The organism is Pseudomonas sp. 18058, from assembly GCF_902706155.1.
GTDB lineage: Bacteria > Pseudomonadota > Gammaproteobacteria > Pseudomonadales > Pseudomonadaceae > Aquipseudomonas > Aquipseudomonas rustica.
Genome location: NZ_CACSJY010000071.1, coordinates 1 through 26,458 on the forward strand (window position 1 = coordinate 1; position 26,458 = coordinate 26,458).

Below are 26,458 nucleotides of genomic sequence, written 5' to 3' on the forward strand. Positions count from 1 at the left end.
CGCGAAGGCGGTGTGTCAGGTAGAAATTGTTTATCTGACACGACGCCTTCGCGAGCAAGCCCGCTCCCACAGGGGGTTGTGCATTGATTTGGGGATTAGCGATCGGAGCGCATCAGTTCGGTGATTCCGCCGTCCAGCGATAACACCGCCGCGCGATTGCGCCCAGCATTTTTCGCTTGATACAACGCCGCGTCAGCGCGGTGGATGAACGTTTCCAGACTGTCATTGCCGCTAGGAATAAACGCATAGCAACCCAGGCTCACCGTCAGATACCCGGTGGGCGAGCCGCTGTGGATGATGTGTTTATCGATCACGCTGCGACGAATCTGCCCCGCAATCGCCAACGCGCCGTTGATGTCAGTGTCCGGCAGCAACACCGCAAACTCTTCCCCGCCATAACGCACCGCCAGATCGGCCTTGCGCTGGCAGCAGGTCTTGACCACTTGCGCCACTTGCATCAGGCAATGATCACCGGCGACATGGCCGTAAGCATCGTTGTAGCGCTTGAAGAAATCGATATCGAGCATGATCAGGCTCACCGGACTCACCTGCCGCGCGCCACGGGCAAATTCAATTTCCAGCGAACGTTCGAACAAGCGCCGATTGGCCAGTCCGGTCAGGCTGTCGTGGGTCGCGATCTGCTCCAGCGCGAGTTGTGCCCGGCGCAGATTTTTCTCGATGCGCTCGCCGTTGCGCACCTGATGGATGAACACCCAGCCGAACAGCCCGACGCCCAGAATCACCAGCGCAATGATCACGCTGGACTGAAACGCGCGCTCATACCAACCCTTGAGAATCGTGTCGCGCGACGACGCCGCCGCGACCACCAATGGATACGACCCCAGTTGCCGATAGCCATACAAACGCACGACGTCATCGACCACCGACCTGATCATCGCCGTGCCGGACTGGGCTTCCGGCAGCAACTTTTGATAAATCCGCCCCTGCGCCAGCGACGTACCAATGAGGTTTTCTTCAAACGGTCGACGCGCCAACAGCGTGCCATCCGTCAGGCCGAGGAACATGATGCCGTTGTCGTCGAGGCTGAAGCTTTTGAAGAACTGATCGAAGTACGCCATCTTGATCCCGGCCATCAGCACGCCCTGAAAATTGCCGGCGTGGTCATTGACGCGTTTCGAGATCGGGATGATCCATTCGCCGTTCTCACGGCTGCGAATCGCCGGGCCGATGTGCGCCAGCGTCGATTCATTCTGCTGATGAAACTTGAAGTAATCGCGATCGGCCACGCCGTTGCCACGGGGCAAATCGGCGAACGAAGTGATGATCCACTGGCCCTGTTTGTCGAAGAAAAAGATGCCGTGCAACTGCTCCATCTGCTGCACGCGCCGGGCGAAGGTTTTCTGCAAACGCGGCTTCTGCGTCGCGCCGTAACCGTCGTCCTCAATCCAGTCGACCAGACTGGTCATCACCAGATCGGCGGAGTGAAACGTGTCCTCGGCCTGTTGCGCCATCGCCCGGGTCAGGTTGCTCGATGCCACTTTCGCCACGGCCAGATCCTGACGCCGCGACTGCTCCAGTTGCAGGTAGAGCAAGCCGAACAGACACAGGCACACCGCAACGATAAACAGCACAGCCGCTTTACGCAGTGGCAGGCGCTTCAGCGCGCCGGGAGCCTGTTGCGGATCGTGAATGGGAATAGGCAAAAGCGTGTCCTGGGCAGGTACGACAAGGGCGTAGGCCCGAAACCCTTACGGTCTGAGCGTAGTCCACCGGGGTGCTCGGGGCAAACGCCACGATCCCGCCCCGTTGTATCGGCGCGCCGCGAATTAGGATGATCGCTGTTGGCAGATTTATTTTCGATTGCTTCTTTACGGTTAATCCATTCTGAAGTGCCAGACATCACACAAATCCCCGTGGCGAGGGGATTCATCCCCGCTGGGCTGCGAAGCTGCCCCAAAAAGCTCATGAGCGCTACGCACTCAAGCGGGAGCAAGCTCCCTCGCCACAGGTTTGATCTTTGCCTGATAGATTTCGGATGAGTTCAACGCTTCGGCGGCACCCGAATGTCCCCCTTCCGACACTGCATCCTCACCCCCTTGCCACACGCTGCAAAGCGCAAATCCTTGTCCAGACAAACACGCACCTCCGACAACTCCGGCCCGCTGCAAATCACCGCAATGCCATCAGCCGGAATCTTCGGATTGCTTCTACGGAACAGATCAGCGATCTCCTGCGCCTTGAAGTAATAGGAATCACCAAACGGCTGAAGCTGCTCAGGAATGTTCACCGCCGCCAGCGCTTTGTCCGCCGCATCCAAGTAGCCCGAGGCACCGAGCCCGCTGCACGTGCCGTGCTTGCGCCATTCGTGATAAAGCAACTTCTGCGTCGGGAACAACGTCAGGCCTTTGCTACGTTGTTCAGCCGAAAGCTTGCTTAATGGCGGACACGATTGCGGCCAGCCGCCCTGCGCATACTGTGGCCACAATCCATGTAAAACAAAGCCATAACCCTTACCGGAGCACTGCGCGTCGTCCTTGTGCGTCAGGCAAAACGTCGGCGACCACGACAGCGTCAGCAAGTAATAATCGACCGCCCCCGCCACTGCTTCCGGCCGCTCCTTGTGGCTCGGCGACTGACGTGACGAGATCAGCCCGATGCTACCGGCCGTCAGCACGATCAGCGCGAAAATTGTAAACAGCTTTTTCATGTACCCGCTCCCTGAGACGCCTGCGCCCGTGGTTTTCGATGCTGACCTGACGTGATTTGTAATGAATGAGGCACGCTGACAGCGCCGGCGCATGACGCAAGGCAAGGCCGTACGCCGCTGCAAGGTCTACGATTAACAGGCAGACATCAAACCAAGGGAACCGAAATGAGTAAAGCAGACGAACTCGCCGCGAAGCTCAAGCAAACCCGGCACACCCAAGCGGACGCGACGCTGGAGATCGATTGCTGGGCCAAACAAGTGGACAGCCTGTACCACCGCATCGAGGCGTGGTTGCAGCCCGTGGCGGAAGTCGGCCTGAAGATCCGGCGCAACCCGACCCACGTGTGTGAAACCTCCCCGGATGGCGAGAGTCATGACTACGCGGTGGATCAATTGGTGATCGAAGGCAATGAGCACAGCCTTACGTTTGATCCGATTGCGCGGTTTACTGAGGACGGTGCGGGTCGGGTTCAGATCCTCGTGCCGGGCAGAGACACTTTTCTGCTGCGCACTGTTGATGAACACGGCGAAAGCCATTGGTGGATGCAGTCGATCGAAACCGGGCAACAGCTGGATGCGATTGCGTTGACCGAGAACAATTTGTTGTTGGTGGTGCAGGAAGGTTTGGGGCTTTGAAGCGAACGCCCAACCTGTCAAAACTGTAATCCCGCCCTCAGCCAACTGAAAGCCAGCGCTGGTTAGCCTCCCCGTCATGTGTCAAACGGGGACTTCCAGCGCATGCCATCCAACACTTCAAGACGCACCTTCGTCAAAGGCCTCGCAGCCGGCGGTTTGCTCGGCGGCCTCGGCCTGTGGCGAGCGCCGGTCTGGGCGCTGAATGGCCCCGGGCAGATCAATGAGCTGAACGGCAGCGAGTTCGAGCTGTTCATCGGCGAAACCCCGGTCAACTTCACTGGCAGTCCGCGCACTGCGATGACCATCAACGGCAGTCTACCCGGCCCGTTGTTGCGTTGGCGTGAAGGCGACACCGTGACGCTGCGCGTGCGCAACCGGCTCAAGAACAGTACTTCGATTCACTGGCACGGCATTTTGTTGCCGGCGAACATGGATGGCGTGCCCGGCCTGAGTTTTCACGGCATCGAACCGGGTGGCGTGTACGTCTATCAATTCAAGGTGCGGCAAAACGGCACTTATTGGTATCACAGCCATTCCGGTCTCCAGGAACAGGCCGGCGTCTACGGCCCGCTGGTGATCGACGCGAAACAGCCGGAGCCGTTCCAGTACGATCGCGACTTCGTAGTAATGCTCAGCGACTGGAGCGACGAAGACCCGGCCAGCCTGATGAATACCCTGAAAAAACAATCCGACTACTACAACTTCCACAAACGCACGGTCGGCGACTTCATCAACGACGTCAGCGAAAAAGGCTGGGGCGCGACCGTCGCCGATCGCAAGATGTGGGCGGAAATGAACATGAATCCCACTGACATCGCCGACGTCAGTGGCGCCACGTACACCTTCCTGATGAATGGCCACGCGCCTGATTCCAACTGGACAGGGCTGTTTCGCCCCGGCGAAAAACTGCGTCTGCGCTTGATCAACGGCTCGGCCATGACTTACTTCGACGTGCGCATTCCGGGGCTGAAAATGACCGTGGTCGCGGCGGATGGCTTGCACGTCAAACCGGTCAGCGTCGATGAATTGCGCATCGCCGTGGCGGAAACCTATGACGTCATCGTTGAGCCCGACGCCGAGGTCTACACCCTGTTCGCGCAGGCCATGGATCGCACGGGCTATGCCCGCGGCACCCTCGCCACCCGCCCCGGACTCTCGGCGGCGGTGCCCGCGCTGGATCCGCGCCCATTGGTGAGCATGGACGACATGGGCATGGGCGGCATGGATCACGGCTCGATGGACATGAGCGCCATGGATCACTCAACGATGGCCCCGATGCAGGCGCATCCCGACAGCGAAAAAAACAATTCGCTGGTGGACATGCAAGCCATGACCACCGCGCCGAAACTCAACGATCCCGGCCTCGGTTTGCGCAACAACGGTCGCCGCGTGCTGACCTACGCCGACCTGCGCAGCACCTTCGAAGACCCGGACGGCCGCGACCCGAGCCGCACCGTCGAGTTGCACCTCACCGGCCACATGGAGAAATTCGCCTGGTCGTTCAACGGCATCAAATTCTCCGATGCCGAGCCCTTGCGCCTGAAATACGGCGAGCGCATTCGGCTGGTGCTGGTCAACGACACGATGATGACCCACCCCATTCACCTGCACGGCATGTGGAGCGATCTGGAAGACGAAAACGGCGACTTCCAGGTGCGCAAACACACCATCGACATGCCGCCCGGCACGCGTCGCAGTTACCGCGTAACCGCCGACGCGCTTGGCCGCTGGGCCTATCACTGCCATCTCCTGTACCACATGGAAATGGGCATGTTTCGCGAAGTGCGGGTGGAAGAATGAGGGGGCCGAACATGACTCGATTCACGGCGTTTACTTTGCTGCTCGTCGGTAGTTCGGCGATGGCTGCCAGTGACATGCAAGGCATGGATCACTCGACGATGTCAGGCATGGACGACGGCATGATGCAGCCCGCCGCGCCGAGCGAAAGTCGCACGCCGATCCCGCCGCTGACCGACGCCGACCGCGCCGCTGTTTACACCAGCCACGGCGGCCATCAGGTGCACGACAGCGCGATCAACAGCTACTTCCTCGCCGACAAACTTGAATGGCAGGACGCCGATGTGGGCAGCGCATTGGCCTGGGATTTATCAGGCTGGATCGGCGGCGACATCGACCGCTTGTGGCTGCGCACCGAAGGCGAACGCAGCAACGGCAAGACCGAAGACGCGGAGATTCAGGCGCTGTGGGGCCACGCGATTTCGCCGTGGTGGGACGTGGTCAGCGGCGTGCGTCAGGACTTCAAACCCGGCGCGCCACAGACGTGGGCGGCGTTCGGTTTGCAGGGCATGGCACTGTACAACTTCGAGGCCGAAGCCACGGCGTTTATCGGCGAAAGTGGCCAGAGCGCGATTCGGTTTGAAGGCGACTACGACATCCTGCTGACCAATCGACTGATCCTGCAGCCGACGGCCGAACTCAACGTCTACGGCAAAAACGACCCGCAACGCGGCATCGGCTCCGGCCTCTCCAACAGCGAAGCCGGCCTGCGTTTGCGCTATGAAATCCGCCGCGAATTCGCCCCATACATCGGTGTGACGTGGAACCGCACGTATGGCAACACCGCCGATTACGCCCGCGAAGAAGGCGAGGATCGCAGTGAAGTGCGCCTGGTGATTGGCGTGCGGATGTGGTTTTAAAACTCCTTAAAAAACGATACCGAGGTCTTACATGCGCACATTGAGAATCACCCTTTTTTCGGCAACGGACTGAAGTAAATCAAGGGAAGAGCTTATCAACAGCGCGCTACAGTTCATGGTGTACGTGGGGTTACGTAACCCTTCGTGCAATTTACAGCGAGCCATCAAGGTGATATCAATCGTCCAACTTCAGCCAATGTAGTCGCATCGAATGTCGTTCCCAGATAACGCCTTGGAAATTGCCCGCTCTGCCATGGAGGAGATCAATCCGGATCTGGTGGATCCGTACACCACCGTGATTGATTTTCTGTCCACTAATCCCGAATTCGCTCCCAAAGCTACCAAAACCGCTCCTCTTGGCAGTTCGGCTTACATTGAGAAACTGGCTCAAAGGTTCTCCGATGGCCGCGCCACCAAACAATTGAAACCGCCGCAAACCATTCAGGATCCTATTATTTCGGTGATTCTGGGCTCACATGGAAACTACTCAGCAGACCAGTTACAACAAATGCAAGCGGCCCATTCACTGGCAATGGGTGCTGAAAACCTGACCGGCGACCTGCTCGAAGACTACATAGCCGAAAATGCTGAACCCGCCGGGTGGGTTCAATGCTCCGGATACACCACTAAAAAAGCCGACTTCATCAAGCGTTCGGACGATGGCTCTAACAGCTGGACGATCCTCCAAATAAAGAACCGCGACAACTCGGAGAACTCTGCCTCACGCTCAGTGCGCGAAGGAACCGAGATTCAAAAATGGCACCGTTCCTTCGCTAAAAAAGAAGGTTTCAACTGGCACAGATTCCCGGATGAACAGGTGGCAGAAAAAATGTCCGAGGAAGGTTTTCAGAAGTTTGTTATTCAGCAGATCACGACTTCCAGCAAAATATAAAACGCGCTGAAGGATATCTGTGTCAGTCCGGAAGGCGATCCGCCGGGTCGCTTTTTCAACTCAAGGTGTCATGAGTGCCCAGGCCGATAAAGCTTGGTTACACTTCTGGGCAATTCCCAGCACAGAAGTCCTTCAAGTATGAAAACCATAAAAAGCACGATGATCTTCTGCAGCCTGCTGAGCCTGGCCGCCGGCGCACAAGCCGAGCAATCCCCTTCGCACCTCGACAGCATCCAGCAACAAGGCCAGTTACGCGTCTGCACCACCGGCGACTACAAGCCCTACACGTTCAAACGCCCCGACGGCGAATTCGAAGGCATCGACATCGCCATGGCCCGCGCGCTGGCCGACAGCCTCGGCGTCAAAGTCGAATGGGTGCAGACCACATGGAAAACCCTGATGCCCGACATGCAGGCCGGCAAATGCGACATCGGCATGGGCGGCATTTCGGTAACGCTCGAGCGGCAGAAAAAAGCCTACTTCAGCAACACCCTCGACACCGACGGCAAGATCCCGTTGGTGCGCTGCTCAGAGGTGAGCAAGTACCAAACGGTCGAACAGATCAACCAGCCCAACGTGCGCCTCGTCGAACCCGCCGGCGGCACCAACGAAGCCTTCGTCCACGCCTTCCTGCCCAAGGCGCAACTGGCGTTGCACGACAACGTGACGATCTTCCAGCAACTGCTCGACAACAAGGCCGACGTGATGATCACCGACGCCTCGGAAGCGCTGTATCAGCAGAAACTCAAACCGGGATTGTGCGCGGTGAACCCGCATCAATATATGCAGTACGGCGAGAAGGCTTATTTACTGCCGCGCGATGACATCAGCTGGAAACAGTATGTCGATCAATGGCTGCACCTGAGCAAAGCTACCGGCAAATACCAGCAAACCCTGGGCGAATGGATCGCCGTACCGCAATGATTAATGATGCCTGACACTAACCCTGTGCCTCACACATGATCTTGTGACTCACACAAAACCCTGTGGCGAGGGGATTTATCCCCGATGGGTCGCGAAGCGGCCCCTGCTTCTTATGTCAAAGAAGTCTGGGACTGCTTTGCAGTCCATCGGGTATAAATTCTTCACCACAAGTTATGTGTTCCCCCATCAATCCTCATGCAACATCCCGGAACTGTACTGATTCAAACTACTGCCAATACTGTTCCCGCCAAACTTCAACGTCGTCGCATTATTGCGCCCATCCGGCGACTGACAATCAGTAGAAAAACAACTGGTCGTGGTCAACCCACCCGCCCCCGAACAAGCACTCAGAACCGAAACAACAGCGGTAACCAACAGCACTTTGGCAACATTCAGGCGCATGGCACGATTCCCCTCGGGATGAAAAACGACGATCTTGTGCCAACATCCTAGGCCCGCCCCGCACGCGTTTACATGAAACTTTGCCGATCGACAGCAGCGGTTCAGAATCGACCCTCCGCCCGACAAGGACATCCCCATGCAATTCCTCCCCCTCACCGACGCCAGCCCCGCCATTCAGGCCCACGTCCGCACCCTGCGCAACCAGCCGGACGTGCGCAAATACATGTACACCTCGCACGAAATCAGCGAACAGGAACATGCGAACTGGCTCGCCTCCTTAAAGGGAAACGCGCGCCAGCAAGTGTTTGTGGTGATCAAGGATGAGCAAGCGGTTGGGGTTGTTTCGTTGAACGCGATCAACGTTCTGCAGAAAACGGCGGATTGGGCGTTTTATCTGGATGTTGGTTTGCAGGGTAAGGGGCTGGGCAGTGTGGTGGAGTTCTGGATGCTGGATTACGCGTTTGGCGCGGCGGGGCTGGAGAAGCTGAATTGCGAAGTGCTGGCGATGAACTCGGCGGTGGGGAAGATGCACCAGAAGTTTGGCTTTGAGGTGGAAGGTGTTCGGCGACAGAACATCCTGCGCGATGGCGCTCGGATCGACGTTGTCCTGCTGGGAATCACCAAAGAGGAATGGCAAAACAAGCGTCCAGCGCTGGCGCCGGTGATCGACCGAATCAGCGCCGTTTAAAGCCGGGAGCCGGATTTTGAAACGTGAACTGAGCCCGGACGATCTATACAAAATCAGAGAGGCGTTGTCGTGGATCTTTGTCGACACCGCAGTTGAATTTGCCTACATCGCCAGACAAGTCGAAGGCTACGATCCGGAACAGATCAGAGAGATTTTATATTCGGAAGTTGCCGTCGTCTGCGCCGGGAACCTGGAATGCGTACTTCCGCCAATCTGGACAGGTTTCGAACCCGACTCCTTAAACCGGGACATCGAACAGATGCTGCTCGCAAACAAGAACAGCTGGATTCGGCGACAACTGCATAAGTTGCACACCGCCCGGTTGCGATATAGCTATAGAGAAGCCTGGGAAGAGCTTTCCGCTCACCTCAAACAATCGAACTGACTCCCTCTATGGCACCGGAACCCCATCGCCACAGAGGGATGTGCTTTACACCTTCACTTCAACGTTATCCAACGCCTGATTCACCGCCAACTCCCCCAACATCACCACCTGCGCAATACCCAGCGCGGTTTTGCGATGCGAGGAACCTAGTCCTGCGGCAAAGTTGATGAGCATTTCCGAGGCTGAGCCCAACGTTTCACTGGCGTTCGCCAACAGGGACTCGGTGTCGTACTTCGGATTGGCGAGGTACATGCGTTCAGGCTGATTGGCACTGGCCATGATGCGGTCGGCGGGCAACAGATAATGATCGAGCGCGCGTTCGGCGGCTTCGTGGAGTTTTTTTGAATCGAGGGATTCGTAGGGGGATGCGGGAACGGTTGGGGGTGGATTCGGTGTTGGTTTGAACATGGTGAAACTCCTGACGGATAAACGAAAAGGAGCCATCACTCTCGCTACCAAACGAGGGGGTGGAGGCCATACGCAGGTTGGTAGACCGGTCGTCAGGAACCCCGGCGCATCCAAAGATGCCCCGCGCATGACCACCATAAAACGAAGACGAGAAACGCCCTCGCAAGACAGTAGTCTTGTGCTTCTGACGGAGACGGGCTACCAAACCCGATCACTGGTTTTCAGTGACCTAAGGACGATAGAACCTGCGGTCTAGACGCACAAGACGGCGGATTCTGTCTTACGTGTAGGGGATGGCGCAAGAGGTTGTAGGCAAAAGCTATTGACATAAGACATCAGTAAACAACTGTGAAATTCGCTGTTTAACTCATAATCAGGCGTTGCCATTAATTTGCAGGAAAAGAACCACTCGATAAAATCGCCCCCTCTCCGTCTATTCTTTGTCGGCACAGGTCGCGATTGTAAAATCTCGCCCCCCTCCTCGCCAAAATTGAATAACCATTATTCCTAATAAATATAAAAAACTGTAATTTCTGACAGTTGCCCACCCGTTTCAAAAAACAAATAATTGCCACCATTACAAAAAAGACAGCTGCTACAGCTCGATACTTTACAGCCAAAGAGAGATCATAATGAGCATTTATTGCGACGATGAAAGTTTTGCAGCCAAAGTTCTAAAATCTACCACACCCGTACTCGTCTTTTTCACTGCTGAATGGTGTGGCCCCTGCAAGGCGATCGCCCCGAGGCTTCATATGCTTGAAGATCTTTACATTGCTCGCTTTGAACTTTGCATAGTAGATGTTGACATAAGCCAGAGCATTGTAGCGCAGTATTCAATAAGGGCTATGCCAACAGTTATTCTATTCAAGGATGGCAATATCATAACGAGAATCGAAGGTGCAGACTTAGAAAAAATTAAATCAACACTCGCGGCAAATCTCTAATGTTCGGACGCTCTGAAACGAAATTCAAAACTTAACGACACTTACATGCTTCTTAGAGATTGACGCTCCACGCTTTTATTTCACTCATAAACCCCGACAACCGATAACAAAGCCCTTTGTAGAAAAAATAAATGGGATGATGTTTGGATCGCACATCCCCAATGCATACGTTAACCCGATGCCGAAACTCTAAAATATGGGGAGGAGGAGTTCTGCTCGCCTCGAGCGATCGAACAACCGCTCGTAAGAGTCGACTCAGCCCCAATAGCCCAATCCTGATAAACTCCCCACCTCCCAGCCCCACCCAATCCAGAATCGCCAATGTCCCCTATCACCGCAGCACCTGCCCCACTCTCCCGCCGCTTCTCCGTCGCACCCATGATGGATTGGACCGACCGTCACTGCCGCTTCTTCCTACGCCTCCTGTCGAAGAACGCCCTGCTCTACACCGAAATGGTCACCACCGGCGCTCTCCTCAACGGCGATCACGAACGCTTCCTCCGTCACAACGAAGCCGAGCATCCTTTGGCGTTGCAACTCGGCGGTAGCGTCCCCCTCGACCTGGCCGCCTGCGCGCGCATGGCGCAAGAGCACGGTTACGACGAAGTAAACCTCAACGTCGGCTGCCCAAGCGATCGTGTGCAGAACAACATGATTGGCGCCTGCCTGATGGGTCACCCACAGTTAGTGGCGGATTGCGTCAAGGCCATGCGTGACGCGGTGTCAATTCCAGTAACGGTCAAGCACCGCATCGGCATCAATGGTCGCGACAGTTACGCAGAGCTGTGCGATTTCGTCGGCACCGTCCGCGATGCCGGGTGCACGAGTTTTACCGTGCATGCGCGGATTGCGATTCTGGAGGGGTTGTCGCCGAAGGAGAATCGCGACATTCCGCCGTTGCGTTATGACGTGGCGGCGCAGTTGAAGGCGGATTTTCCGGAGTTGGAGATTGTGCTGAACGGCGGGATCAAGACGATGGAGGCCTGCCATGAGCATTTGCAGACGTTCGACGGTGTGATGTTGGGGCGTGAGGCTTATCACAATCCGTATGTGCTGGCGGAGGTGGATCAGCAGTTGTTCGGCAGTTCGGCGCCGGTGATCAGTCGGGCTGAGGCGTTGGCGCAATTGCGTCCTTATATAGCCGAGCATTTGGCGGCCGGCGGCGCGATGCATCACATCACGCGGCATGTGCTGGGCCTGGGCACGGGGTTCCCGGGGGCGCGTAAATTCCGTCAGTTGTTGTCGGTGGATATTCACAAGGCCAAGGATCCGCTGGCGTTGCTGGATCAAGCCGCCGAGTTGCTTGAAGGGCGTTGATGCCCTCCCCCAGTTTCAACCAGGCGGTTTGATCCGCCTGGCTTGACCTTCACCCCGCCGCTGCCGCTGTCCAGTTGACCCAACCAAACGCCCACGTCGCCAGAATCAGTAAACCAAACGCGATCCGATACCACGCGAACGCGGCATAGCTGTGGTTGGCAATAAACTTGAGCAGACCGCGCACGGCGATCATCGCGAAGATGAACGCGGTGACGAAGCCGAGCGCGAACACTGGCAGGTCGTTGGGCTGAAACAAGTCGCGGTATTTGTAGCCGGAGTACACAGCGGCGCCGACCATGGTTGGCATGGCGAGGAAGAACGAGAACTCGGTCGCAGCTTTGCGTGACAGGCCGAAGAGCAAGCCGCCGATGATGGTCGAGCCGGAGCGCGAAGTGCCCGGAATCATCGCCAGGCACTGTACGAAACCGACCTTGAGCGCGTCAGACCAGCGCATGTCGTCGACGTGCTCGACGCTGATCACATGACTGCGTTGTTCGGCCCACAGCATCACCACGCCACCGACCACCAGCGCCACGGCGACGGTAATCGGGTTAAACAGGTAATGGTGGATGGTGTCGGCGAACAGCACGCCGAGTACAACGGCGGGTAGAAAGGCGATCAGTAAGTTGACGGTGAAGCGTTGTGCATTGCGCTCAGTGGGCAGGCCTTTGATGATTTCGAAGATCTTCGGGCGGAACTCCCAGACCACGGCGAGAATGGCACCCAGTTGAATAATAATGTTGAACGCCATGGCGCGCTCACCACCAAAGTCGAGCAGGTCGGCGACGATGATCTGGTGGCCGGTACTTGAGATGGGCAAGAACTCGGTGAGGCCTTCAACCGCACCTAATATCAACACCTGGAAAAAAGTCCAGAAATCCATTAATCCTCCGTCAGAGCGCTCGTGTGAGCGACCGGGTAATAACACTCAGGGCTTGAGTATCTGCAATTAAACAATTGACCAAAATGAAAGATCAAAAGATCGCAGCCTTCGGCAGCTCCTACTTTTGAAATGCATTCCCCTGTAGGAGCTGCCGAAGGCTGCGATCTTTTGATCCCGAAAGAATAGGTCTAATGAAATGCCACACTCAAGCCATGTTAGTAATCGTCGGACGACGAACTACGCAGAAAATATTTAGGGGCTGAGTGGCAAAAAGTTAGTCCAGCCAATAAAGTGTGATGAATCTCACATTCACGCAGATGGCCAAACAATGGCAATTGGACATTAACAAAGCGATGGCCAGCGATTCAAAATAGTGGCACCATTGCATATCGCCACCATCTAAGCGCTAGTTCACCTACCCGACAAAATCAACTAAAAGCTTGAAAAGCTTAATTATTGTTAGAAAACTCGGGAGCCACGTCTAAAAAGCGCGTGAATGTTACCAATTGTCAGTCACAGATGAGAACCGGTGCTTTAACATCCCGATGTCAGCACTTAATTCGAGTCAATGCATGATGCTCTCTGGGAACTTAGCGACTAGAAGTCCGCGCCCGCAAAACGAAGACCCCGGTGTTCTCACTTTGGGTCGAACCCGTGGCGTGGCCGAACATTTTAGAACGCTGGTGGCCAGGCATGTGCGTAGCGATATGGCACTAGAGGTCGATGCGTACACTCGTTCATTTCAGCAGAATGATTATTCTGGGTATCGCGCCATTTTCCTGGTCATCGACAGCCCTCAGGCCCTCGAAGACAATCTTGCGCTGGTGCAAAGCGTTCGCAGCGATAACTTGAAACCGATCATTTGCGCAGTGATCACTGGGCGCGGCGCCTTCAACAAGATCAAGTATTTTCTGGCCGGCGCTGACTTTTGTATCAAACTCAATACCCTCTCTGAGGACAGCGCCGAGTTGCTTGCCGAGTTCTTCAACAGTGAAGAGTGGCAACGCGATATCAATCTGACACTCGACCCGACGCGCATTTGCCTGATGGGCTCCCGCCAGAAACTTGATATCTCGTTTGCCGAAATGAAGATCCTCGAAGCCTTTGCGCAAACTCATAACCACATTCTGAGCCATGATGAAATTGCCAACATCATGGGCCTCAACCCCAATTTCTACGACCCTCGAGCGCTGGAGAAATCGATCAGCCGCTTGCGTGGAAAAATCAAGGACATGTATGGTACCAACGCGATTCAGAGCATCCGCGGCCATGGCTATCGCCTGCTGCGGGGTCTGATATCGACTGCCTGATTCAATGGCAGCCATCCCTTTTGCATACGTACGAAGGATCGTCCCATGCAACGCTATCGTTTTATCTGTACTGCACGCCTATTAGAAATCCAGCGATTGAATGAGCGCGACAACACTAACCATAACAATAACTCCATAACATAGCAGCAGATCGAGTGGAACTTATCGAGGGCCATCATTGGGCCCAGACCCTGCCTATCGATTACTTCCGAGGAAGTCATTGCTCGCCTGCCGATTGACCCTTTTTAGCCAATTTTGGTGTGTATTCAGGAGAGAGACATGGAAACTAGTACAACCCTCCCAAGAAAATATTTTGTTGTCGTGACTAATAGCACAACATCGCAACGTGAACTGGAAAGCATTTTGTCCAGTGAACGCTTCAATTCATTTGGCACGTCTCAGGCACAAATGTTTATTGAAGGCTCCGCTTCGCCCTCTTCCGCCCCGACCGTGATGGAGTTCACATACCCAAGCGTTAGTCGAAAGAACGTCGCACGCACGATTGAATATGACACCCAGAAAATCATCGCCACCCTCGAATCCGAATGGCGAGCCGCGCAAATCGCTAATCCCTTTCAGAGCAATCCATCGGTAACCGGCGAGATAATTCCCGCCAATGCTGACGATACGCCTGGCAACGAAACCTGGCATCTGGACAACGATCAAGGCGCACTCGTCAAAGACGATGTCGAGATCAGTCTCACCGGACTTGAAACAGCACTGGTCAAAAAAATGCTCAGCCATGAAGAACGGGTTGTCAGTCGAGACGAGTTGATTCTGAGCATTGGCCGAGAGCCGGAGCAATATCGCGGTCTGGAGATGTGCCTGAGCCGCCTGCAAGACAAGTTCAAAATGGCCAGTAAGGGTGAACGCCTGTTCCGCGCGGTCAGAAACCGTGGTTATTGCCTCATCCAGGAAGTCGTCGCCTAAACACAGCCGACCGCCCAGACCAGATAAACAGATAAAAGTGCGATTACAAAAACAACAAGAGCACTCTGTTTGGTTTCAACTCCCTCCTTTAATTAACACTCCCTGCCTCCACCCCTCCAACAGTAACAAATACGACATCCTTTATTCACCCCCTGCTATTCGACCTTTTCTAACAATCAGCTTTTAAACATTGAAAAGTTGGCACTGTGCCACCTTGTTAGAACTCGTCAGACACCCTTATCGCCAATAACTTAGTCTATTGACTGACGACAGTTCGACCTATCGGCGTTGTTACCTCAGGACACTCGCTACAACAAAAACAATAAGCCTGTTTAACAACTCGGATTTCAACTGTTGAAACCTGAATGGACGTCTTTTGGGGATATCGTATGGATCTTTCTCTTAGTATTAATCGAAGCACGGGCCTCAAGGGACTGACCTTTTGGGGCCAATGGGCGCTGGCGCAGGGCTTCGTTGTAACGCTGTTGTTCGTACTGGCTGAACAGCACACTGGAAGCGTCGCGTTCTATTACCGGATGTGCGCAACCCTGGCGGTTTTGGCTTCGGTGCCGGCTTATACGTTTAGCGGTGTTTATCGCAAACGCGACAACTACCTGACCGGGTTGGGTCGGTTGTTCATGGGTTGGTCGATGACCATGGCAGCGCTGGCCTGCATTGCGTTTGTCTGCCAGGCCGATGAGTTGTTTTCGCGGCAGGTGATTCTGAGTTGGGCGGTGTACGGCTTCCTCGGTCAGGCGTTTTTGTACGCACCGTTGCATGCGTTTTCGAAGTACTACCAGCGCTCGCGTAAAAGTGAGCACAAGACGCTGATCGTTGGCACTGGCGAACTGGCGCTGGGCTTGGCGAAGAAGCTCAGTCTCTCGGAAAACCTGCCGCTGGTGGGACTGGTGAGCAACGGCACCCTGCCCGCTCTGGCCTCGGATGCACCGCGCGTCGTTGGCGCTCAGGAGCAATTGCTGGAGCTGATCGAAGCACACGACATCCGCCGTTTGTACATCACGCTGCCGCTGTGCGAAGCGGCGCAGATCGAGGCGATGTATGTCGATTTGCTCGGCGCCAACGTTGATGTGGTGTGGGTGCCGGATCTGAACGCGCTGACGCTGCTCAATCACTCGGTGAAAGTCGTGGATGGTTTGCCAGCGATCTACTTGAACGAGAGCCCGCTGACCAGTCGCCCTACCGCTGCGTTGAGCAAAAGTCTGGTTGAAAAAACCGTGGCGTTGCTGGCGATCATCGCGTTGAGCCCGATCCTGCTGATCATCGCGCTGGCGGTAAAGCTCAACTCGCCGGGGCCGGTGTTTTTCAAACAGGATCGCCATGGCTGGAACGGCAAGGTGATCAAGGTCTGGAAATTCCGCTCGATGAGCGTGCACGACGACCGCGAAGTGAAACAGGCCAGCCGTAACGACTCGCGCATTACTGCGGTTGGACGCTTTATTCGCCGCACCTCGCTGGATGAATTGCCGCAGCTGTTCAACGTGCTGCAAGGGCATATGGCACTGGTCGGGCCGCGTCCACATGCGGTGGCGCACAACCACTTCTACTCGGGGAAAATCCTCGCGTACATGGCACGCCACCGGATTAAACCGGGGATCACCGGGCTCGCACAAATCAGCGGCTGCCGGGGCGAGACGGACACGATCGACAAGATGCAGAAGCGTGTCGAGATTGACCTGCAGTACATCAACAGCTGGTCGTTGTGGCTGGATCTGAAGATCCTGGTGAAGACACCGTTTACGTTGTTGTCGAAGGATATTTACTGAGGCCGGTTGCGCAAATGCACGGGGACGAAAGTCCCCTTTTTTGTGTCTGGGATTTGGGTTGGTATGGGGATTTTCGGTTCGGCCTATATCCCTTGTGGGAGCTGGGCTAATTGAGGATTTGCGGCAGGACAAAGATCCAATGTAGGAGTGAGCCTGCTCGCGAAAGCGGTGGGCCAAGCAACATCAATGTTGGATGTGCCGACGCTATCGCGAGCAGGCTCACTCCTACAGGGGATGTGTGGTCGGCTCAAGATATTTGGCGTGGCACAACCCTTGTAGGAGCCGAGCTTGCTCGCGAAAGCGGTGGTTCAGGCAACATCAATGTTGGATGTACCGCCGATTTCGCGAGCAAGCTCTGCTCCTACAAAGATCACGGGTTACTCGGTGATTTTCTCGAAGTTGCGATAGAACATGTCCCCTTCCCGGCTATCCGTCATCGAGTGCAGCTGGAAGCTGCGGCTCAGTCTGGCGCCACCGTCTCGGGTCAACGGGGCCCACACCAGGTTGGCGCGGCGCATGGTCGACATGCTCATCATTTCATCGAACGGGATCGACAGGTACAGGCCTTTGTCGAAGCTACCTTCACCGTATTCCGCGCTGTTGGCCGTGGTGATCGTCGCCCACGCACCAAAGCGCACGCCGTTGAAAAACTCGCGCGAGATATCCACGGTACCGCCCCAATCCCCCGCCAGATAACGACCGACACTGACCGCCGCTAACGTATCAAACGGCAGATCCGTATACCCAGTGATATGCCCGGTCACCACCGAGTAATCACGCAAACCCAAACCCTGATCAAAATCACGCTGGCGCACCCAGTTCAGATCCGCGCCCACCGACCAGCGTTCACCGGTCGGGCGGAACAGCACCTCCCCGCCCACGCCAGCAAACATCGACTCCAGATAACCGCCGTACACCATGCCGTAGAGGTCTTTATCCAACTGCTCGGCATGGCTGACCTGGAACAGCGGCATGGTCACATCGGAGGTGGTCAGGTACTGACGCAAATCCGTGCGCACACGCGGCAATCCGCTCGGTGCGTCGTAGGTGAATTTGTCGAAGTTGTTTATCAGATTGGCACTGAGCAAACCGCTCCACCAGGTGTTGCGATTGAAGCGATATTCGGCGTCGGCATCGGCACTGAATTGATAGAGCAAACCATCCGGGCCGCCGACGTTCTGTTTGAAGCCCAGACCGACGCCGTAACTGAAATGCTGCGGCGCTTCGGTGTAGAGAGTTTTTTCGTTGTGCGGCATCGCCGGGTTGATCTCGGTGGTGCGGTGCAGCGACTGCAACGGCTCCTCGTTGTTGATCACTTCGCGGAAGGTCTGGCGCGGCACGCTGGCTTCTTCCAGGGGCAGGTCGTAGCGCTTGTTGACCACGGTGAACCACTCGATATCGTCGTTGACGCTGTTATCGAGAATCCGGCTCGCACGCCCGACTGCCTTGGACGAATGAAAGTATCGCTGCTGCTCGCCGTACACGATCAGCTCGGAATCGCGCTGGGCAATGCGCTCGACTTTGTAGCCGGCATTCTGCTGCAAACGCTGCGAGACGTTGGCCCAGTCAACCTGCTCCATCGACGTGGTCGGTGCCTTAGCCGGCAGCGGTTCCGGGGTCGGGTCGTAGGTCTTCGCCGGCGCTTTGCGGCTGACGAAATTGGTGTGAAAAGTCACGCCAAACATCGCCGTATTACCGCGCTCCCACGCCGCGCTGAGGTCGATCGAATCCGTGACTTTGAACACTGCGCCGAGGTTGATCGGCGAGTCCTGTTTGATCTCGTTGTCCTTCGGCTCGTTTTTATAGTCGTTGCCTTCGTATTCGAGCTTCAGGCTGAGACGATCCCACGGCGTCTGATAGCTCACACCGCCGAACAGTGAAGGCCGACCACGAAAGTACGAACCCGCGTTGACGTCACCGGTGCCTTCGGTTTCCGGACGGGTTTTGAAGCGATCACTGGCGAAGCCCAACGGGTTGTCGAAGTCGCCGCGATTACCGATGTAACCCCAGGCGATGCCGGCGCTGAAATCAAAATTGTCGAAGCGTTTGTTGGCGACGAAAAACTCACTGGAGAACAAACCGGTACCGCCGATATCTCGGAAGCCCAACGCCACTTCCGGCGCCCAGTGGCTCTCCTGCCATAGCCGGACTTTGGCGTCGACCGCCTTATCCTTATAGCTTTGGCTGCCGCTGAGGGCCTCAGAGCCGTACGGCCGGTTGGTGATCGCGGTGTAGCGAAACGAGCCTTCAAGCCAGTCCAGCGGCTGCAACGAAACGCTGTAGCGGCTGTACGGATCGGTGCGGTTGGCGTTGACGCTCAACTCGCCGGCCGGGGCCATGCGTGCGGTCGGCGTCTGCCACAGACCGGCGCCGCCGAAGTCATTCTGGGTAATGCGCGGCTCTGCATGAGCCAAACCACAGGGCAATAACAACACAGCTGCAAAACGTAACTTCAACGAACCACCTCGGCCAGCTGCGTGGCAATAAATTCGGCCAACTGCTGATTCAGTTCAGGGATAGGCGGATCAAGATCATCATTTTTCAGCGGCACCAGAATCTTGCTGCCGGCCACGGGAAAGTGCCCGGACTCGCGATTCCAATGCGCAATACCGACGCGCTGCGAAGCGCCATTGGGCTGGATCAGCCACAGATAATCGGCCTCGGCATCGCTGGAAATCGCACAGCCTTGCAGGTACTCGCGAGCTTCCTGCAACGGCTGATACGGCAAGTGACACGGCGCGTCGACAGCACCGACCACTTCCACTTCATCGACGCGCGTCGGGTAGATCAGCCGATCGCCATCGTCGAGACGAATGTTGCGGGCGAAGCCGACTTCCAGCGCCACAGGATCGAGATCGGCAATCTGCCGCCCGGTCACCGGCATCTGCCGAACCTCGTCGGCAACACGCTGCGCCAGCGCCGCCCGGCTCGGTCTGTCGAAGAGCAACGCCATGCGCCGCAGCACATCGAGATCGAACAGCACGCCGACCTTCAGCCGCGTCTGTTGCTCAATCAGCGATTGGCGCAGCAAGCCGCCCGCCAGCCAATAACCTTCGGCATTCGGTACGGCAACGCTGATCACATCGAGCAAACGCCCACCCGCCGGCAACTCGACCGGGCCCGGGTTGGCGACATCACCGCTGACAATGACGGCGGCCTGACTCGCACTGGCGATCAACAGCAAAAAAGCGGAAAAAACCCTCAGGCGCTTCACGGCAGATGCCTGCGATCAGGGGTCAGTTGCACGAGTTTCACACGCAGTTGCGAAGTGAGTTGCTGCTCGCTCTGCACGATAAAACCGTCACGCGGATCGACCCAATAACGGTTGGTCGCACTGAGACCAATGGCCGGCGCATCAATCTGCTCGTCGACACGCAGCACGGCGTAGTCCTTGTCCAGAATGGTCAGGGTTTCAGTGGCGCGGCGGGTGAAGCGACTGTTGACGATCACCCCCACTTCCTGGCCCTTGTAGAGATCGATCCAGCGCCGCGTGGTGAAACCATCCGGCACTTGATGCAGGCCTCGTTTGAACGGCGAGTTGTCAGCCAGGCGTGTGCCATCAAGATCGCCTTCGAGGCCGAGGCCAATGCTGCGCACGGCGAGGCCATCGCGCAGCAATAACACCTGTTTGCCGGAGGCGACCCAGAACTGCAGATCCTCGCGCTCGCGCACCAGCGCCAAAACGCCGGAGCCGGAGGGCGTGGTCAGTTTGAGTTGCGGGTAATTGACCCCGGCCACTTCAGCGGGCGTCACCTCGACTTCATCCGGGCCGACGACCGCGGCCTTCAAGTTGTTCAGCGACGCGCTCATCAGCGGGTTACAGCCGCACAGCAACGCGGCCGCCATCAGGCAGACGCCGATTTTCAATATTTTCACGAGCGGGCGGCCTTATTTGCTGTTGTTGCTGTATTCGCTCCAGTTCTTCGCAGCGGAAGCGCCGGTGCCGACAATTGATGCCGACGGCACCAGTTGGCTGATCAGACGGTTCCAGCGAGTCACGTTGGCAGGGCCGACATACACGACGTCCTGAGGACGTACTTCGAAGTGCGAAGCGAGCGCCATGGCGGTCGGCGATTCGGCTTCGAGCTGATAGATTTTTGCTGGCTCGACATCGAGGTTTTCCACGCCGCGAATGACGTACACCGCGTTGCCGTTGGAGGTGGTCTGGCTCAAGCCGCCGACCGAACCGAGCACGTCGGAAAGGTTCATCGTCGCGGTCTTGAAGCTCAACGCGCGCGGCTGATTGACCTCGCCCATCACGTAAATGCGCTTGTTGTCGTTGTACGGCAGATACAGCTGATCGCCGCCCTTGAGGTAGACGTTCTGCAACTCGGAATCCGCCTGATTGAGCGAATCCAGATTGAGCGGATACACCCGGCCCTTGCGATTGAGCAGCAGCCCGGACAAGTCGGCATTGTTGGTGTCGATGCCGGCAGTGCCCAGCGCTTCGACCACGCTCAGCGGGTTGGTGGAAATCGCTTGTGGGCCAGCCTTGGTGACTGCGCCGGTGACCACGACTTTCTGGCTGGCGAAACGCAACACCGCGACATCCACCTGCGGCTCGGCGATGAATGCCGACAGCCGTTGTTCGATGTCCGAGCGCAGTTGCTGGATAGTCCGGCCGGTAGCCTGAACTTCCTTGATAAACGGGTAGTACAGCGTGCCATCGGAGCGCACCAGACGGCCGTTGGCATCGATCTGTTGTTGCGCGCCGGACGGTGCGGTCAGTTCCGGGTGATCCCATACAGTGATGTACAGCACGTCGTTGTTGCCGATGCGGTATTCCGCAGGCGTCGCCAACAACTCTGCCGGCAGCGACTCACGTTTTTGCGTGGCGCGATTCATGGCAATCAGCTTGGGCGTGATCGGAATCAGCTCGACCCGGCTGCTTTCACTGGCACCCTGACGCGTGATGTCTTGGGTGCTCAGGTATTGACCGGGGGAAAACATGCAACCTTGCAAAGCGAGACTTGCCAACATTAAAAGATAAACACTACGAGTCATAATGGCACTACGCTATTCAAGGGCGAATCCAAAAACAAAGTCACCCGACTCACGTCGGGCGACCTTGTACTGCACTAACAGAACTTCCTGTTAGTTATGCGTGCCGGTTGTACCGGTGGTACCCGTTGTACCGGTGGTACCGCCGTTGGCACTGCCACCGCTGTTAGACGCCGCGACTGCACTGGCGACCATTGCAGTACTGGCTGCCGGCGCTTGAGAAGCCGCCACGTTGCCACCTACATTGGTCACCGCAGTAAGCGGTGCTTCAGCGGCGGCAGCCCAGTTGCTCAACATCGTCAACAGGGCAACTGCCATCACTTTTTTCATAACAACTCCTTTCTAACATTCAGCCTGTTAAAAAACCGGCGTGTGTTAGAGGTGGTAGCGTTCAAGCCCGCAAATAGCGCGAACAAGATCCGTTGTTCTTTCACAGTCTTACCCAACTGATAAAAGTCGAACGGCAGGTTTATATCTACGGACTTGCAAAAGGCATTGCCAGTGTAATTTCCCGACGGAATCTAACAACCTGACTGAAAATAACATTGGACTTTAAATGGCCATCATCCCAAGTAACCATTGGGATGAGTGGATTGCCAGCGCCAGGTGTCGGTGACCATGTCCTGCAAACTGCGCGTGGCTTTCCAGCCAAGTTCTCTGGCAGCCTTGGAGGCGTCGGCCCAACTCTCGGCAATATCGCCGGAACGACGCGGCATCATCCGGTACGGCACCGGTTGCCCGCAGGCCTGTTCGAAGGCATGTAGCACTTGCAGGACGCTGTAGCCATCGCCGGTGCCGAGGTTCCAGGTGTGAATGCCAGTGCGTCCGGCAATCGATTGCAGCGCCTTCAGATGGCCGTCCGCCAAGTCGACCACATGGATGTAATCGCGCACCCCGGTGCCATCGATCGTCGGGTAGTCGTTACCGAAAATCGACAGCTCTTGAAGGCTGCCGACCGCGACCTGACTGATGTAAGGCACCAGATTGTTGGGGATACCGTTGGGGTCTTCGCCCATCTGCCCGCTGTCGTGGGCACCGATCGGGTTGAAGTAGCGCAGCAAAGCGATGCTCCAGCGCGGTTCGGCCTGGCTCAAATCGCGCAGCACGTTTTCGACAATCAGCTTGGACTGGCCGTAAGGATTGGTCGGATTACCGGTAGGAAAATCTTCGCGAATGGGCATTTGCTCGGGTTCGCCGTACACCGTGGCGGACGAACTGAACACCAGACGAAACACCCCCGCCGCCGCCATCGCCTGACACAGCGTGATGCTGCCGCTGACGTTGGTTTCGTAATACTCCAGCGGCTTGCGCACGCTTTCGCCGACAGCCTTGAGACCGGCGAAATGCAGCACGGCCTCAATGTTGTGTTCGCGGAAAATCCGGTCGAGCAAGGCCCGATCACAGACATCGCCGCGAATCATCCAGGCACTCTTGCCGCAGATGGCTTCTACGGCATGCAACGCCGCATCGCTGCTGTTGCAAAGATTATCCAGCACAACAACTTCATAACCTGCTTCCAGCAACGCAAGTGTGGTATGCGAACCGATATAGCCGGCACCGCCGGTCACGAGAATCTTCATGGCGCGATCCGTCATTTGATAAATGCCAAGTAGCGTGTCAAGCCCGACTGCATGGATATGTGTCGCAATCCACACAAACGAACGACAACAACCGAAAACAAAACTAGTTCAATGACTGGCAATAAATATTTTTGCAGGTCACACTGTATTGCCCGCTACTTATTAGCACTGCAAGTGCACGAATCACTATCAACAGATACCGACTAAAAATAACTAATCAAGCACTCACCGACATCTCATAACATTGTCGGCTTTTATCCCCATGAACAATTGCCATTAATAACCTGACTCAGGTATTAAAGTAAGCCTTCAATCATCATTGAAACTTGCAGACCGAAGTTATGGCCTGCATGCGTCGCCTGTGTTCCATGACTGTCCAGGATACTTTTATGATTCGTAAATGTTTGTTCCCCGCTGCCGGCTACGGCACGCGTTTCTTGCCGGCCACCAAAGCCATGCCGAAAGAGATGCTGCCGATCGTCAACAAGCCGTTGATCGAATACGCCGTTGAAGAAGCACGGGACGCTGGCCTGCAACACATGGCCATCGTCACCGGCCGGGGCAAGCGTGCGCTGGAAGACCATTTCGATATCAGCTACGAACTCGAACACCAGATTCGCGGCACCGAGAAAGAAAAGTTTCTGGCCGGCACTCGCGAGCTGATCGACACCTGCACCTTCTCCTACACCCGTCAGGTGGAAATGAAGGGCCTCGGCCACGCGATCCTCAGCGGCCGTCCGTTGATTGGCGACGAGCCGTTTGCCGTGGTACTGGCCGATGACCTGTGCCTGAACCTTGAAGGCGACGGCGTGCTGACGCAGATGATTCAGCTGTACAAGAAATTCCGCTGCTCGATCGTCGCGATTCAGGAAGTCCCGGCCGACCAGACCCACAAGTACGGCGTCATCGCCGGCGAGCTGATTTCCGACGGCATCTACCGCGTCAACAACATGGTGGAAAAACCGGCGCCGCAAGACGCACCGTCGAACCTGGCGATCATCGGTCGCTACATCCTCACGCCGGACATTTTCGACCTGATCGCCGATACCGAACCGGGCAAGGGCGGCGAAATCCAGATCACCGACGCGCTGATGAAACAGGCGCAGAACGGTTGTGTGCTGGCCTACAAATTCAAGGGCCTGCGCTTCGACTGCGGCGACGCCGAGGGTTACTTGCAGGCGACCAATTTCTGCTACGAAAACGTCTACCTCAAGGGCCGCTGAGACGGCTCCCTCCTATTCATTTCAGGCAGGCCACCATGAACATTGCACAACATTCCGTAGAGATTGAACGCGAGGTGGGCAACCTCGGGGTGATGAGTTGGTTGTCACGCCATCAGCCGTTGCCCAGCGCCAACGAAACCTGGCTGGGCACGATTTTGCTGGTGGAGCGCATTGGCGTGTTCCCGGCGTCCGGGGATATCCGCCGGCCGCTGCGCGATCCGTATCCGCTGCTTGCGCATTTGAAGAAGCGCTATGGCGAGCAGGCGCTGGAGATGGATGACAGCGACGGGCTGAAAGTGATCTTCAGCGACTGGCGCTTCCGCGTGCGGATTTGCTGCAACGACCCGGCGATCATCATCAACGTGGAAACCCGTTGTGATGCGCGGTTGATGCCGCAGAAGCTTGCGGAATTGCTCGATCAGATCGACACCTTCACGCAAGACTGACCTGATCGTTCCCACGCTCTGCGTGGGAATGGCCGCCCGGGACGCTCCGCGTCCCTACGCCGAATGACGCGGAGCGTCACAGGATGCATTCCCACGCAGAGCGTGGGAACGATCATTTTGGGGCGTCGCAGCGATTGTTGGCGCCAGTGATCCAGCCGTAGAAGTAATCCGCAATCACCTTCCCGCCCGTGGCCGGCAGCGGATGAATCTTGTCCGGGCCGATCATCGCAGCAGCGTAGCGCTTAACGTCCGGGCCAAACGCGCATTGCAGGTTGGCGTAACCCAGACGCTGCTCCCGCGCCCAAGGCTCAAGCACCTGCGCATACGCCGACATCGGATAAGCGCTCGAACGCGTGGTGTCCTGACGCATGATCAGGTTGATACTCGCCGCCGGTTGAATCTCGCGAAGCATGCCCACCAGGCCTTGAACGTTCTGCAGGTATTGCGCGGGTTTCACGCCGAAGCCCTGATCATTGCCACCGAGCATGATCAGGTAAACATCGGCAGGGATCTTCGACACGGCGGCTTTCCACTGGGTCTGCCATTGCGCATCGTTGTGATAGAAGTCAGCGGATGCAGCGCCGGACGCTGCGAGTTTCGAGACGCGCACGCCGTTCTGATCGTTGCTCATCCACAGGCCGAACAGGGTTGGCGTGCCTTTGGTAACTTCCAGTTTGAATGACCAGTCTGCTGCTGCCGGAAGACCCGAGAGGGTTGCTTCCTGAACGCCAGAACCTGCCAACGTCATTGGCTGCCAATCTTCTGAGGGTGACCAGCGATAGCGGATCTCGGCAGGTTCGCCATTGCCCAGGTAAAACAATTTAGCCTGAGTGACGGCGGTGTTGATCGCCGGTGTCGGGCTGGCGTCGACTTGCAGCCATGCGCCTGGCCGGCCCTTCACCGTGCGGCTGTCCGGACTCGCCTGGCCCAGACCTGAAACCGTCCAGTCCCCGCCGAAGTATTTTTCACTGCTGCGGGTGTATTTGAAATGCGTGCCGCCGAGCGCGGCGCCATGGTTGAAGCCGATATAGCCGGGCCCGGCAAAACCTACTTCCCCGGCCACGCGCTGCACCAGTTTGTTCAGATAGAAATCCTGGCCGGCGCTGTAACTGTCGCCGATCACCGAGACCGACAACACCTTGCCGGCCTTGCCCTCACGCCACTGGGCAAAACGCTCACGCGCATCACCCACCTCAACCACCGACGCGGCAACGGGTTGAGCGTCATTCACTGCCAACATGCAAAATTTCCTTCCGTCCGTAAGGCCCCTTCGCGAGCAAGCCCGCTCCCACACTGGATCGGCGTCATACCCAAATCCCCCTGTAGGAGCTGCGGCACGCTGCGATCTTTTGATCTTTAGAAGCAACAGCAAAAGAT

The 26,458-nt window shown here is 56.6% G+C and carries 26 protein-coding genes; 14 read left to right on the forward strand and 12 right to left on the reverse strand.

Features of this window, described 5'->3' with window-relative positions:
• Window positions 1-95 precede the first annotated feature (95 nt).
• Window positions 96-1,664 carry a diguanylate cyclase gene (locus GVL50_RS25640; protein ID WP_159815489.1) on the reverse strand — a complete coding sequence of 523 codons (1,569 nt, stop codon included), beginning with the start codon at window positions 1,662-1,664 and terminating at the stop codon, window positions 96-98.
• A 338-nt stretch (window positions 1,665-2,002) separates the two neighbouring features.
• Complete coding sequence (locus GVL50_RS25645; protein WP_159815490.1) at window positions 2,003-2,668, reverse strand: ribonuclease T2; 666 nt, start codon at window positions 2,666-2,668, stop codon at window positions 2,003-2,005.
• A 165-nt stretch (window positions 2,669-2,833) separates the two neighbouring features.
• Here GVL50_RS25645 and GVL50_RS25650 point away from each other — a divergent pair, with 165 nt between their 5' ends.
• From GVL50_RS25650 to GVL50_RS25670, 5 genes are all read left to right on the forward strand, one after another.
• The gene (locus tag GVL50_RS25650) at window positions 2,834-3,304 is read left to right on the forward strand and encodes a hypothetical protein (RefSeq protein ID WP_159815491.1); all 471 of its coding nucleotides are present in this window, start codon (window positions 2,834-2,836) and stop codon (window positions 3,302-3,304) included.
• 102 nt (window positions 3,305-3,406) lie between these two features.
• On the forward strand, window positions 3,407-5,104 hold the full coding sequence (locus GVL50_RS25655) for a copper resistance system multicopper oxidase (RefSeq protein ID WP_159815492.1): 1,698 nt from the start codon (window positions 3,407-3,409) through the stop codon (window positions 5,102-5,104).
• Window positions 5,105-5,115: 11 nt separating this feature from the next.
• Window positions 5,116-5,961, forward strand: a complete 846-nt coding sequence (locus GVL50_RS25660) for a copper resistance protein B (protein ID WP_159815493.1) — start codon at window positions 5,116-5,118, stop codon at window positions 5,959-5,961.
• A 232-nt stretch (window positions 5,962-6,193) separates the two neighbouring features.
• The gene (locus GVL50_RS25665; protein WP_218586050.1) at window positions 6,194-6,853 is read left to right on the forward strand and encodes a SinI family restriction endonuclease; all 660 of its coding nucleotides are present in this window, start codon (window positions 6,194-6,196) and stop codon (window positions 6,851-6,853) included.
• Window positions 6,854-6,991: 138 nt separating this feature from the next.
• A complete protein-coding gene (locus GVL50_RS25670) occupies window positions 6,992-7,777 on the forward strand; it encodes a transporter substrate-binding domain-containing protein (protein WP_159815495.1) in 786 nt (261 codons plus the stop codon).
• A gap of 186 nt (window positions 7,778-7,963) precedes the next feature.
• Here GVL50_RS25670 and GVL50_RS25675 read toward each other — a convergent pair whose 3' ends face one another.
• A complete protein-coding gene (locus GVL50_RS25675; protein WP_159815496.1) occupies window positions 7,964-8,179 on the reverse strand; it encodes a hypothetical protein in 216 nt (71 codons plus the stop codon).
• Window positions 8,180-8,315: 136 nt separating this feature from the next.
• Between GVL50_RS25675 and pseH the strand changes: the two genes are divergently transcribed.
• Both pseH and GVL50_RS25685 read left to right on the forward strand, forming a co-directional pair.
• On the forward strand, window positions 8,316-8,867 hold the full coding sequence (gene pseH / locus GVL50_RS25680) for a UDP-4-amino-4,6-dideoxy-N-acetyl-beta-L-altrosamine N-acetyltransferase (protein WP_159815497.1): 552 nt from the start codon (window positions 8,316-8,318) through the stop codon (window positions 8,865-8,867).
• A gap of 16 nt (window positions 8,868-8,883) precedes the next feature.
• Window positions 8,884-9,252 (forward strand): hypothetical protein, encoded by a 369-nt coding sequence (locus GVL50_RS25685; RefSeq protein ID WP_159815498.1) that lies wholly within the window; start codon window positions 8,884-8,886, stop codon window positions 9,250-9,252.
• A 45-nt stretch (window positions 9,253-9,297) separates the two neighbouring features.
• On the opposite strand, the gene GVL50_RS25690 is transcribed toward GVL50_RS25685, so the two are convergent.
• The gene (locus GVL50_RS25690; RefSeq protein WP_159815499.1) at window positions 9,298-9,660 is read right to left on the reverse strand and encodes a DUF6124 family protein; all 363 of its coding nucleotides are present in this window, start codon (window positions 9,658-9,660) and stop codon (window positions 9,298-9,300) included.
• 632 nt (window positions 9,661-10,292) lie between these two features.
• On the opposite strand from GVL50_RS25690, the gene GVL50_RS25695 reads away from it, so the two are divergent.
• Together GVL50_RS25695 and dusA are read left to right on the forward strand one after the other, a co-directional pair.
• A complete protein-coding gene (locus GVL50_RS25695) occupies window positions 10,293-10,607 on the forward strand; it encodes a co-chaperone YbbN (protein WP_159815500.1) in 315 nt (104 codons plus the stop codon).
• A gap of 321 nt (window positions 10,608-10,928) precedes the next feature.
• Complete coding sequence (gene dusA / locus GVL50_RS25700; RefSeq protein ID WP_159815501.1) at window positions 10,929-11,924, forward strand: tRNA dihydrouridine(20/20a) synthase DusA; 996 nt, start codon at window positions 10,929-10,931, stop codon at window positions 11,922-11,924.
• 49 nt (window positions 11,925-11,973) lie between these two features.
• Here the strand turns inward: dusA and GVL50_RS25705 are convergent, their stop codons facing one another.
• A complete protein-coding gene (locus GVL50_RS25705; protein WP_053121998.1) occupies window positions 11,974-12,807 on the reverse strand; it encodes an undecaprenyl-diphosphate phosphatase in 834 nt (277 codons plus the stop codon).
• Between the two features lie 572 nt (window positions 12,808-13,379).
• Between GVL50_RS25705 and GVL50_RS25710 the strand changes: the two genes are divergently transcribed.
• The 3 genes from GVL50_RS25710 to GVL50_RS25720 all read left to right on the forward strand — a co-directional run bounded on the left by GVL50_RS25710 (window position 13,380) and on the right by GVL50_RS25720 (window position 16,831).
• Complete coding sequence (locus GVL50_RS25710) at window positions 13,380-14,117, forward strand: winged helix-turn-helix domain-containing protein (protein WP_159815502.1); 738 nt, start codon at window positions 13,380-13,382, stop codon at window positions 14,115-14,117.
• 279 nt (window positions 14,118-14,396) lie between these two features.
• The gene (locus GVL50_RS25715) at window positions 14,397-15,047 is read left to right on the forward strand and encodes a helix-turn-helix domain-containing protein (protein ID WP_053122003.1); all 651 of its coding nucleotides are present in this window, start codon (window positions 14,397-14,399) and stop codon (window positions 15,045-15,047) included.
• 389 nt (window positions 15,048-15,436) lie between these two features.
• Entirely contained in the window at window positions 15,437-16,831 is a 1,395-nt protein-coding gene (locus GVL50_RS25720; RefSeq protein WP_053122004.1) for an undecaprenyl-phosphate glucose phosphotransferase, read from the forward strand.
• A 377-nt stretch (window positions 16,832-17,208) separates the two neighbouring features.
• On the opposite strand, the gene GVL50_RS25725 is transcribed toward GVL50_RS25720, so the two are convergent.
• The 6 genes from GVL50_RS25725 to galE form a co-directional block, all read right to left on the reverse strand.
• Complete coding sequence (locus tag GVL50_RS25725) at window positions 17,209-19,287, reverse strand: YjbH domain-containing protein (protein WP_159815503.1); 2,079 nt, start codon at window positions 19,285-19,287, stop codon at window positions 17,209-17,211.
• Window positions 19,284-20,045 (reverse strand): capsule biosynthesis GfcC family protein, encoded by a 762-nt coding sequence (locus GVL50_RS25730; protein ID WP_159815504.1) that lies wholly within the window; start codon window positions 20,043-20,045, stop codon window positions 19,284-19,286. Before GVL50_RS25730 ends, GVL50_RS25725 begins: the two co-directional genes overlap by 4 nt.
• Complete coding sequence (locus GVL50_RS25735; protein WP_159815505.1) at window positions 20,042-20,707, reverse strand: YjbF family lipoprotein; 666 nt, start codon at window positions 20,705-20,707, stop codon at window positions 20,042-20,044. The genes GVL50_RS25730 and GVL50_RS25735 overlap by 4 nt, the downstream gene beginning before the upstream one ends.
• A gap of 12 nt (window positions 20,708-20,719) precedes the next feature.
• A complete protein-coding gene (locus GVL50_RS25740; RefSeq protein ID WP_053122149.1) occupies window positions 20,720-21,781 on the reverse strand; it encodes a polysaccharide biosynthesis/export family protein in 1,062 nt (353 codons plus the stop codon).
• A 144-nt stretch (window positions 21,782-21,925) separates the two neighbouring features.
• Window positions 21,926-22,162: a hypothetical protein gene (locus tag GVL50_RS25745; RefSeq protein WP_007910552.1), complete on the reverse strand. Its 237-nt coding sequence runs from the start codon at window positions 22,160-22,162 to the stop codon at window positions 21,926-21,928.
• A gap of 233 nt (window positions 22,163-22,395) precedes the next feature.
• Window positions 22,396-23,412 (reverse strand): UDP-glucose 4-epimerase GalE, encoded by a 1,017-nt coding sequence (gene galE / locus GVL50_RS25750; RefSeq protein ID WP_159815506.1) that lies wholly within the window; start codon window positions 23,410-23,412, stop codon window positions 22,396-22,398.
• A 389-nt stretch (window positions 23,413-23,801) separates the two neighbouring features.
• On the opposite strand from galE, the gene galU reads away from it, so the two are divergent.
• Together galU and GVL50_RS25760 are read left to right on the forward strand one after the other, a co-directional pair.
• Window positions 23,802-24,635 (forward strand): UTP--glucose-1-phosphate uridylyltransferase GalU, encoded by an 834-nt coding sequence (gene galU / locus GVL50_RS25755; protein WP_158955768.1) that lies wholly within the window; start codon window positions 23,802-23,804, stop codon window positions 24,633-24,635.
• Between the two features lie 35 nt (window positions 24,636-24,670).
• Window positions 24,671-25,081, forward strand: coding sequence for a mannose-1-phosphate guanylyltransferase (locus tag GVL50_RS25760; RefSeq protein ID WP_159815507.1), 411 nt, complete (start codon window positions 24,671-24,673; stop codon window positions 25,079-25,081).
• Window positions 25,082-25,193: 112 nt separating this feature from the next.
• Here the strand turns inward: GVL50_RS25760 and GVL50_RS25765 are convergent, their stop codons facing one another.
• Complete coding sequence (locus tag GVL50_RS25765; protein WP_159815508.1) at window positions 25,194-26,321, reverse strand: GDSL-type esterase/lipase family protein; 1,128 nt, start codon at window positions 26,319-26,321, stop codon at window positions 25,194-25,196.
• Window positions 26,322-26,458 lie beyond the last annotated feature (137 nt).

Bases quoted from the DNA above. Each gene is read 5' to 3' on its own strand.
- GVL50_RS25645 (WP_159815490.1), bottom strand. From the start codon at position 2,668: ATGAAAAAGCTGTTTACAATTTTCGCGCTGATCGTGCTGACGGCCGGT.
- GVL50_RS25650 (WP_159815491.1), top strand. From the start codon at position 2,834: ATGAGTAAAGCAGACGAACTCGCCGCGAAGCTCAAGCAAACCCGGCAC.
- GVL50_RS25655 (WP_159815492.1), top strand. From the start codon at position 3,407: ATGCCATCCAACACTTCAAGACGCACCTTCGTCAAAGGCCTCGCAGCC.
- GVL50_RS25660 (WP_159815493.1), top strand. From the start codon at position 5,116: ATGACTCGATTCACGGCGTTTACTTTGCTGCTCGTCGGTAGTTCGGCG.
- GVL50_RS25670 (WP_159815495.1), top strand. From the start codon at position 6,992: ATGAAAACCATAAAAAGCACGATGATCTTCTGCAGCCTGCTGAGCCTG.
- GVL50_RS25675 (WP_159815496.1), bottom strand. From the start codon at position 8,179: ATGCGCCTGAATGTTGCCAAAGTGCTGTTGGTTACCGCTGTTGTTTCG.
- pseH (WP_159815497.1), top strand. From the start codon at position 8,316: ATGCAATTCCTCCCCCTCACCGACGCCAGCCCCGCCATTCAGGCCCAC.
- GVL50_RS25690 (WP_159815499.1), bottom strand. From the start codon at position 9,660: ATGTTCAAACCAACACCGAATCCACCCCCAACCGTTCCCGCATCCCCC.
- GVL50_RS25695 (WP_159815500.1), top strand. From the start codon at position 10,293: ATGAGCATTTATTGCGACGATGAAAGTTTTGCAGCCAAAGTTCTAAAA.
- dusA (WP_159815501.1), top strand. From the start codon at position 10,929: ATGTCCCCTATCACCGCAGCACCTGCCCCACTCTCCCGCCGCTTCTCC.
- GVL50_RS25705 (WP_053121998.1), bottom strand. From the start codon at position 12,807: ATGGATTTCTGGACTTTTTTCCAGGTGTTGATATTAGGTGCGGTTGAA.
- GVL50_RS25710 (WP_159815502.1), top strand. From the start codon at position 13,380: ATGATGCTCTCTGGGAACTTAGCGACTAGAAGTCCGCGCCCGCAAAAC.
- GVL50_RS25715 (WP_053122003.1), top strand. From the start codon at position 14,397: ATGGAAACTAGTACAACCCTCCCAAGAAAATATTTTGTTGTCGTGACT.
- GVL50_RS25720 (WP_053122004.1), top strand. From the start codon at position 15,437: ATGGATCTTTCTCTTAGTATTAATCGAAGCACGGGCCTCAAGGGACTG.
- GVL50_RS25740 (WP_053122149.1), bottom strand. From the start codon at position 21,781: ATGTTTTCCCCCGGTCAATACCTGAGCACCCAAGACATCACGCGTCAG.
- GVL50_RS25745 (WP_007910552.1), bottom strand. From the start codon at position 22,162: ATGAAAAAAGTGATGGCAGTTGCCCTGTTGACGATGTTGAGCAACTGG.
- galE (WP_159815506.1), bottom strand. From the start codon at position 23,412: ATGAAGATTCTCGTGACCGGCGGTGCCGGCTATATCGGTTCGCATACC.
- galU (WP_158955768.1), top strand. From the start codon at position 23,802: ATGATTCGTAAATGTTTGTTCCCCGCTGCCGGCTACGGCACGCGTTTC.
- GVL50_RS25760 (WP_159815507.1), top strand. From the start codon at position 24,671: ATGAACATTGCACAACATTCCGTAGAGATTGAACGCGAGGTGGGCAAC.
- GVL50_RS25765 (WP_159815508.1), bottom strand. From the start codon at position 26,321: ATGTTGGCAGTGAATGACGCTCAACCCGTTGCCGCGTCGGTGGTTGAG.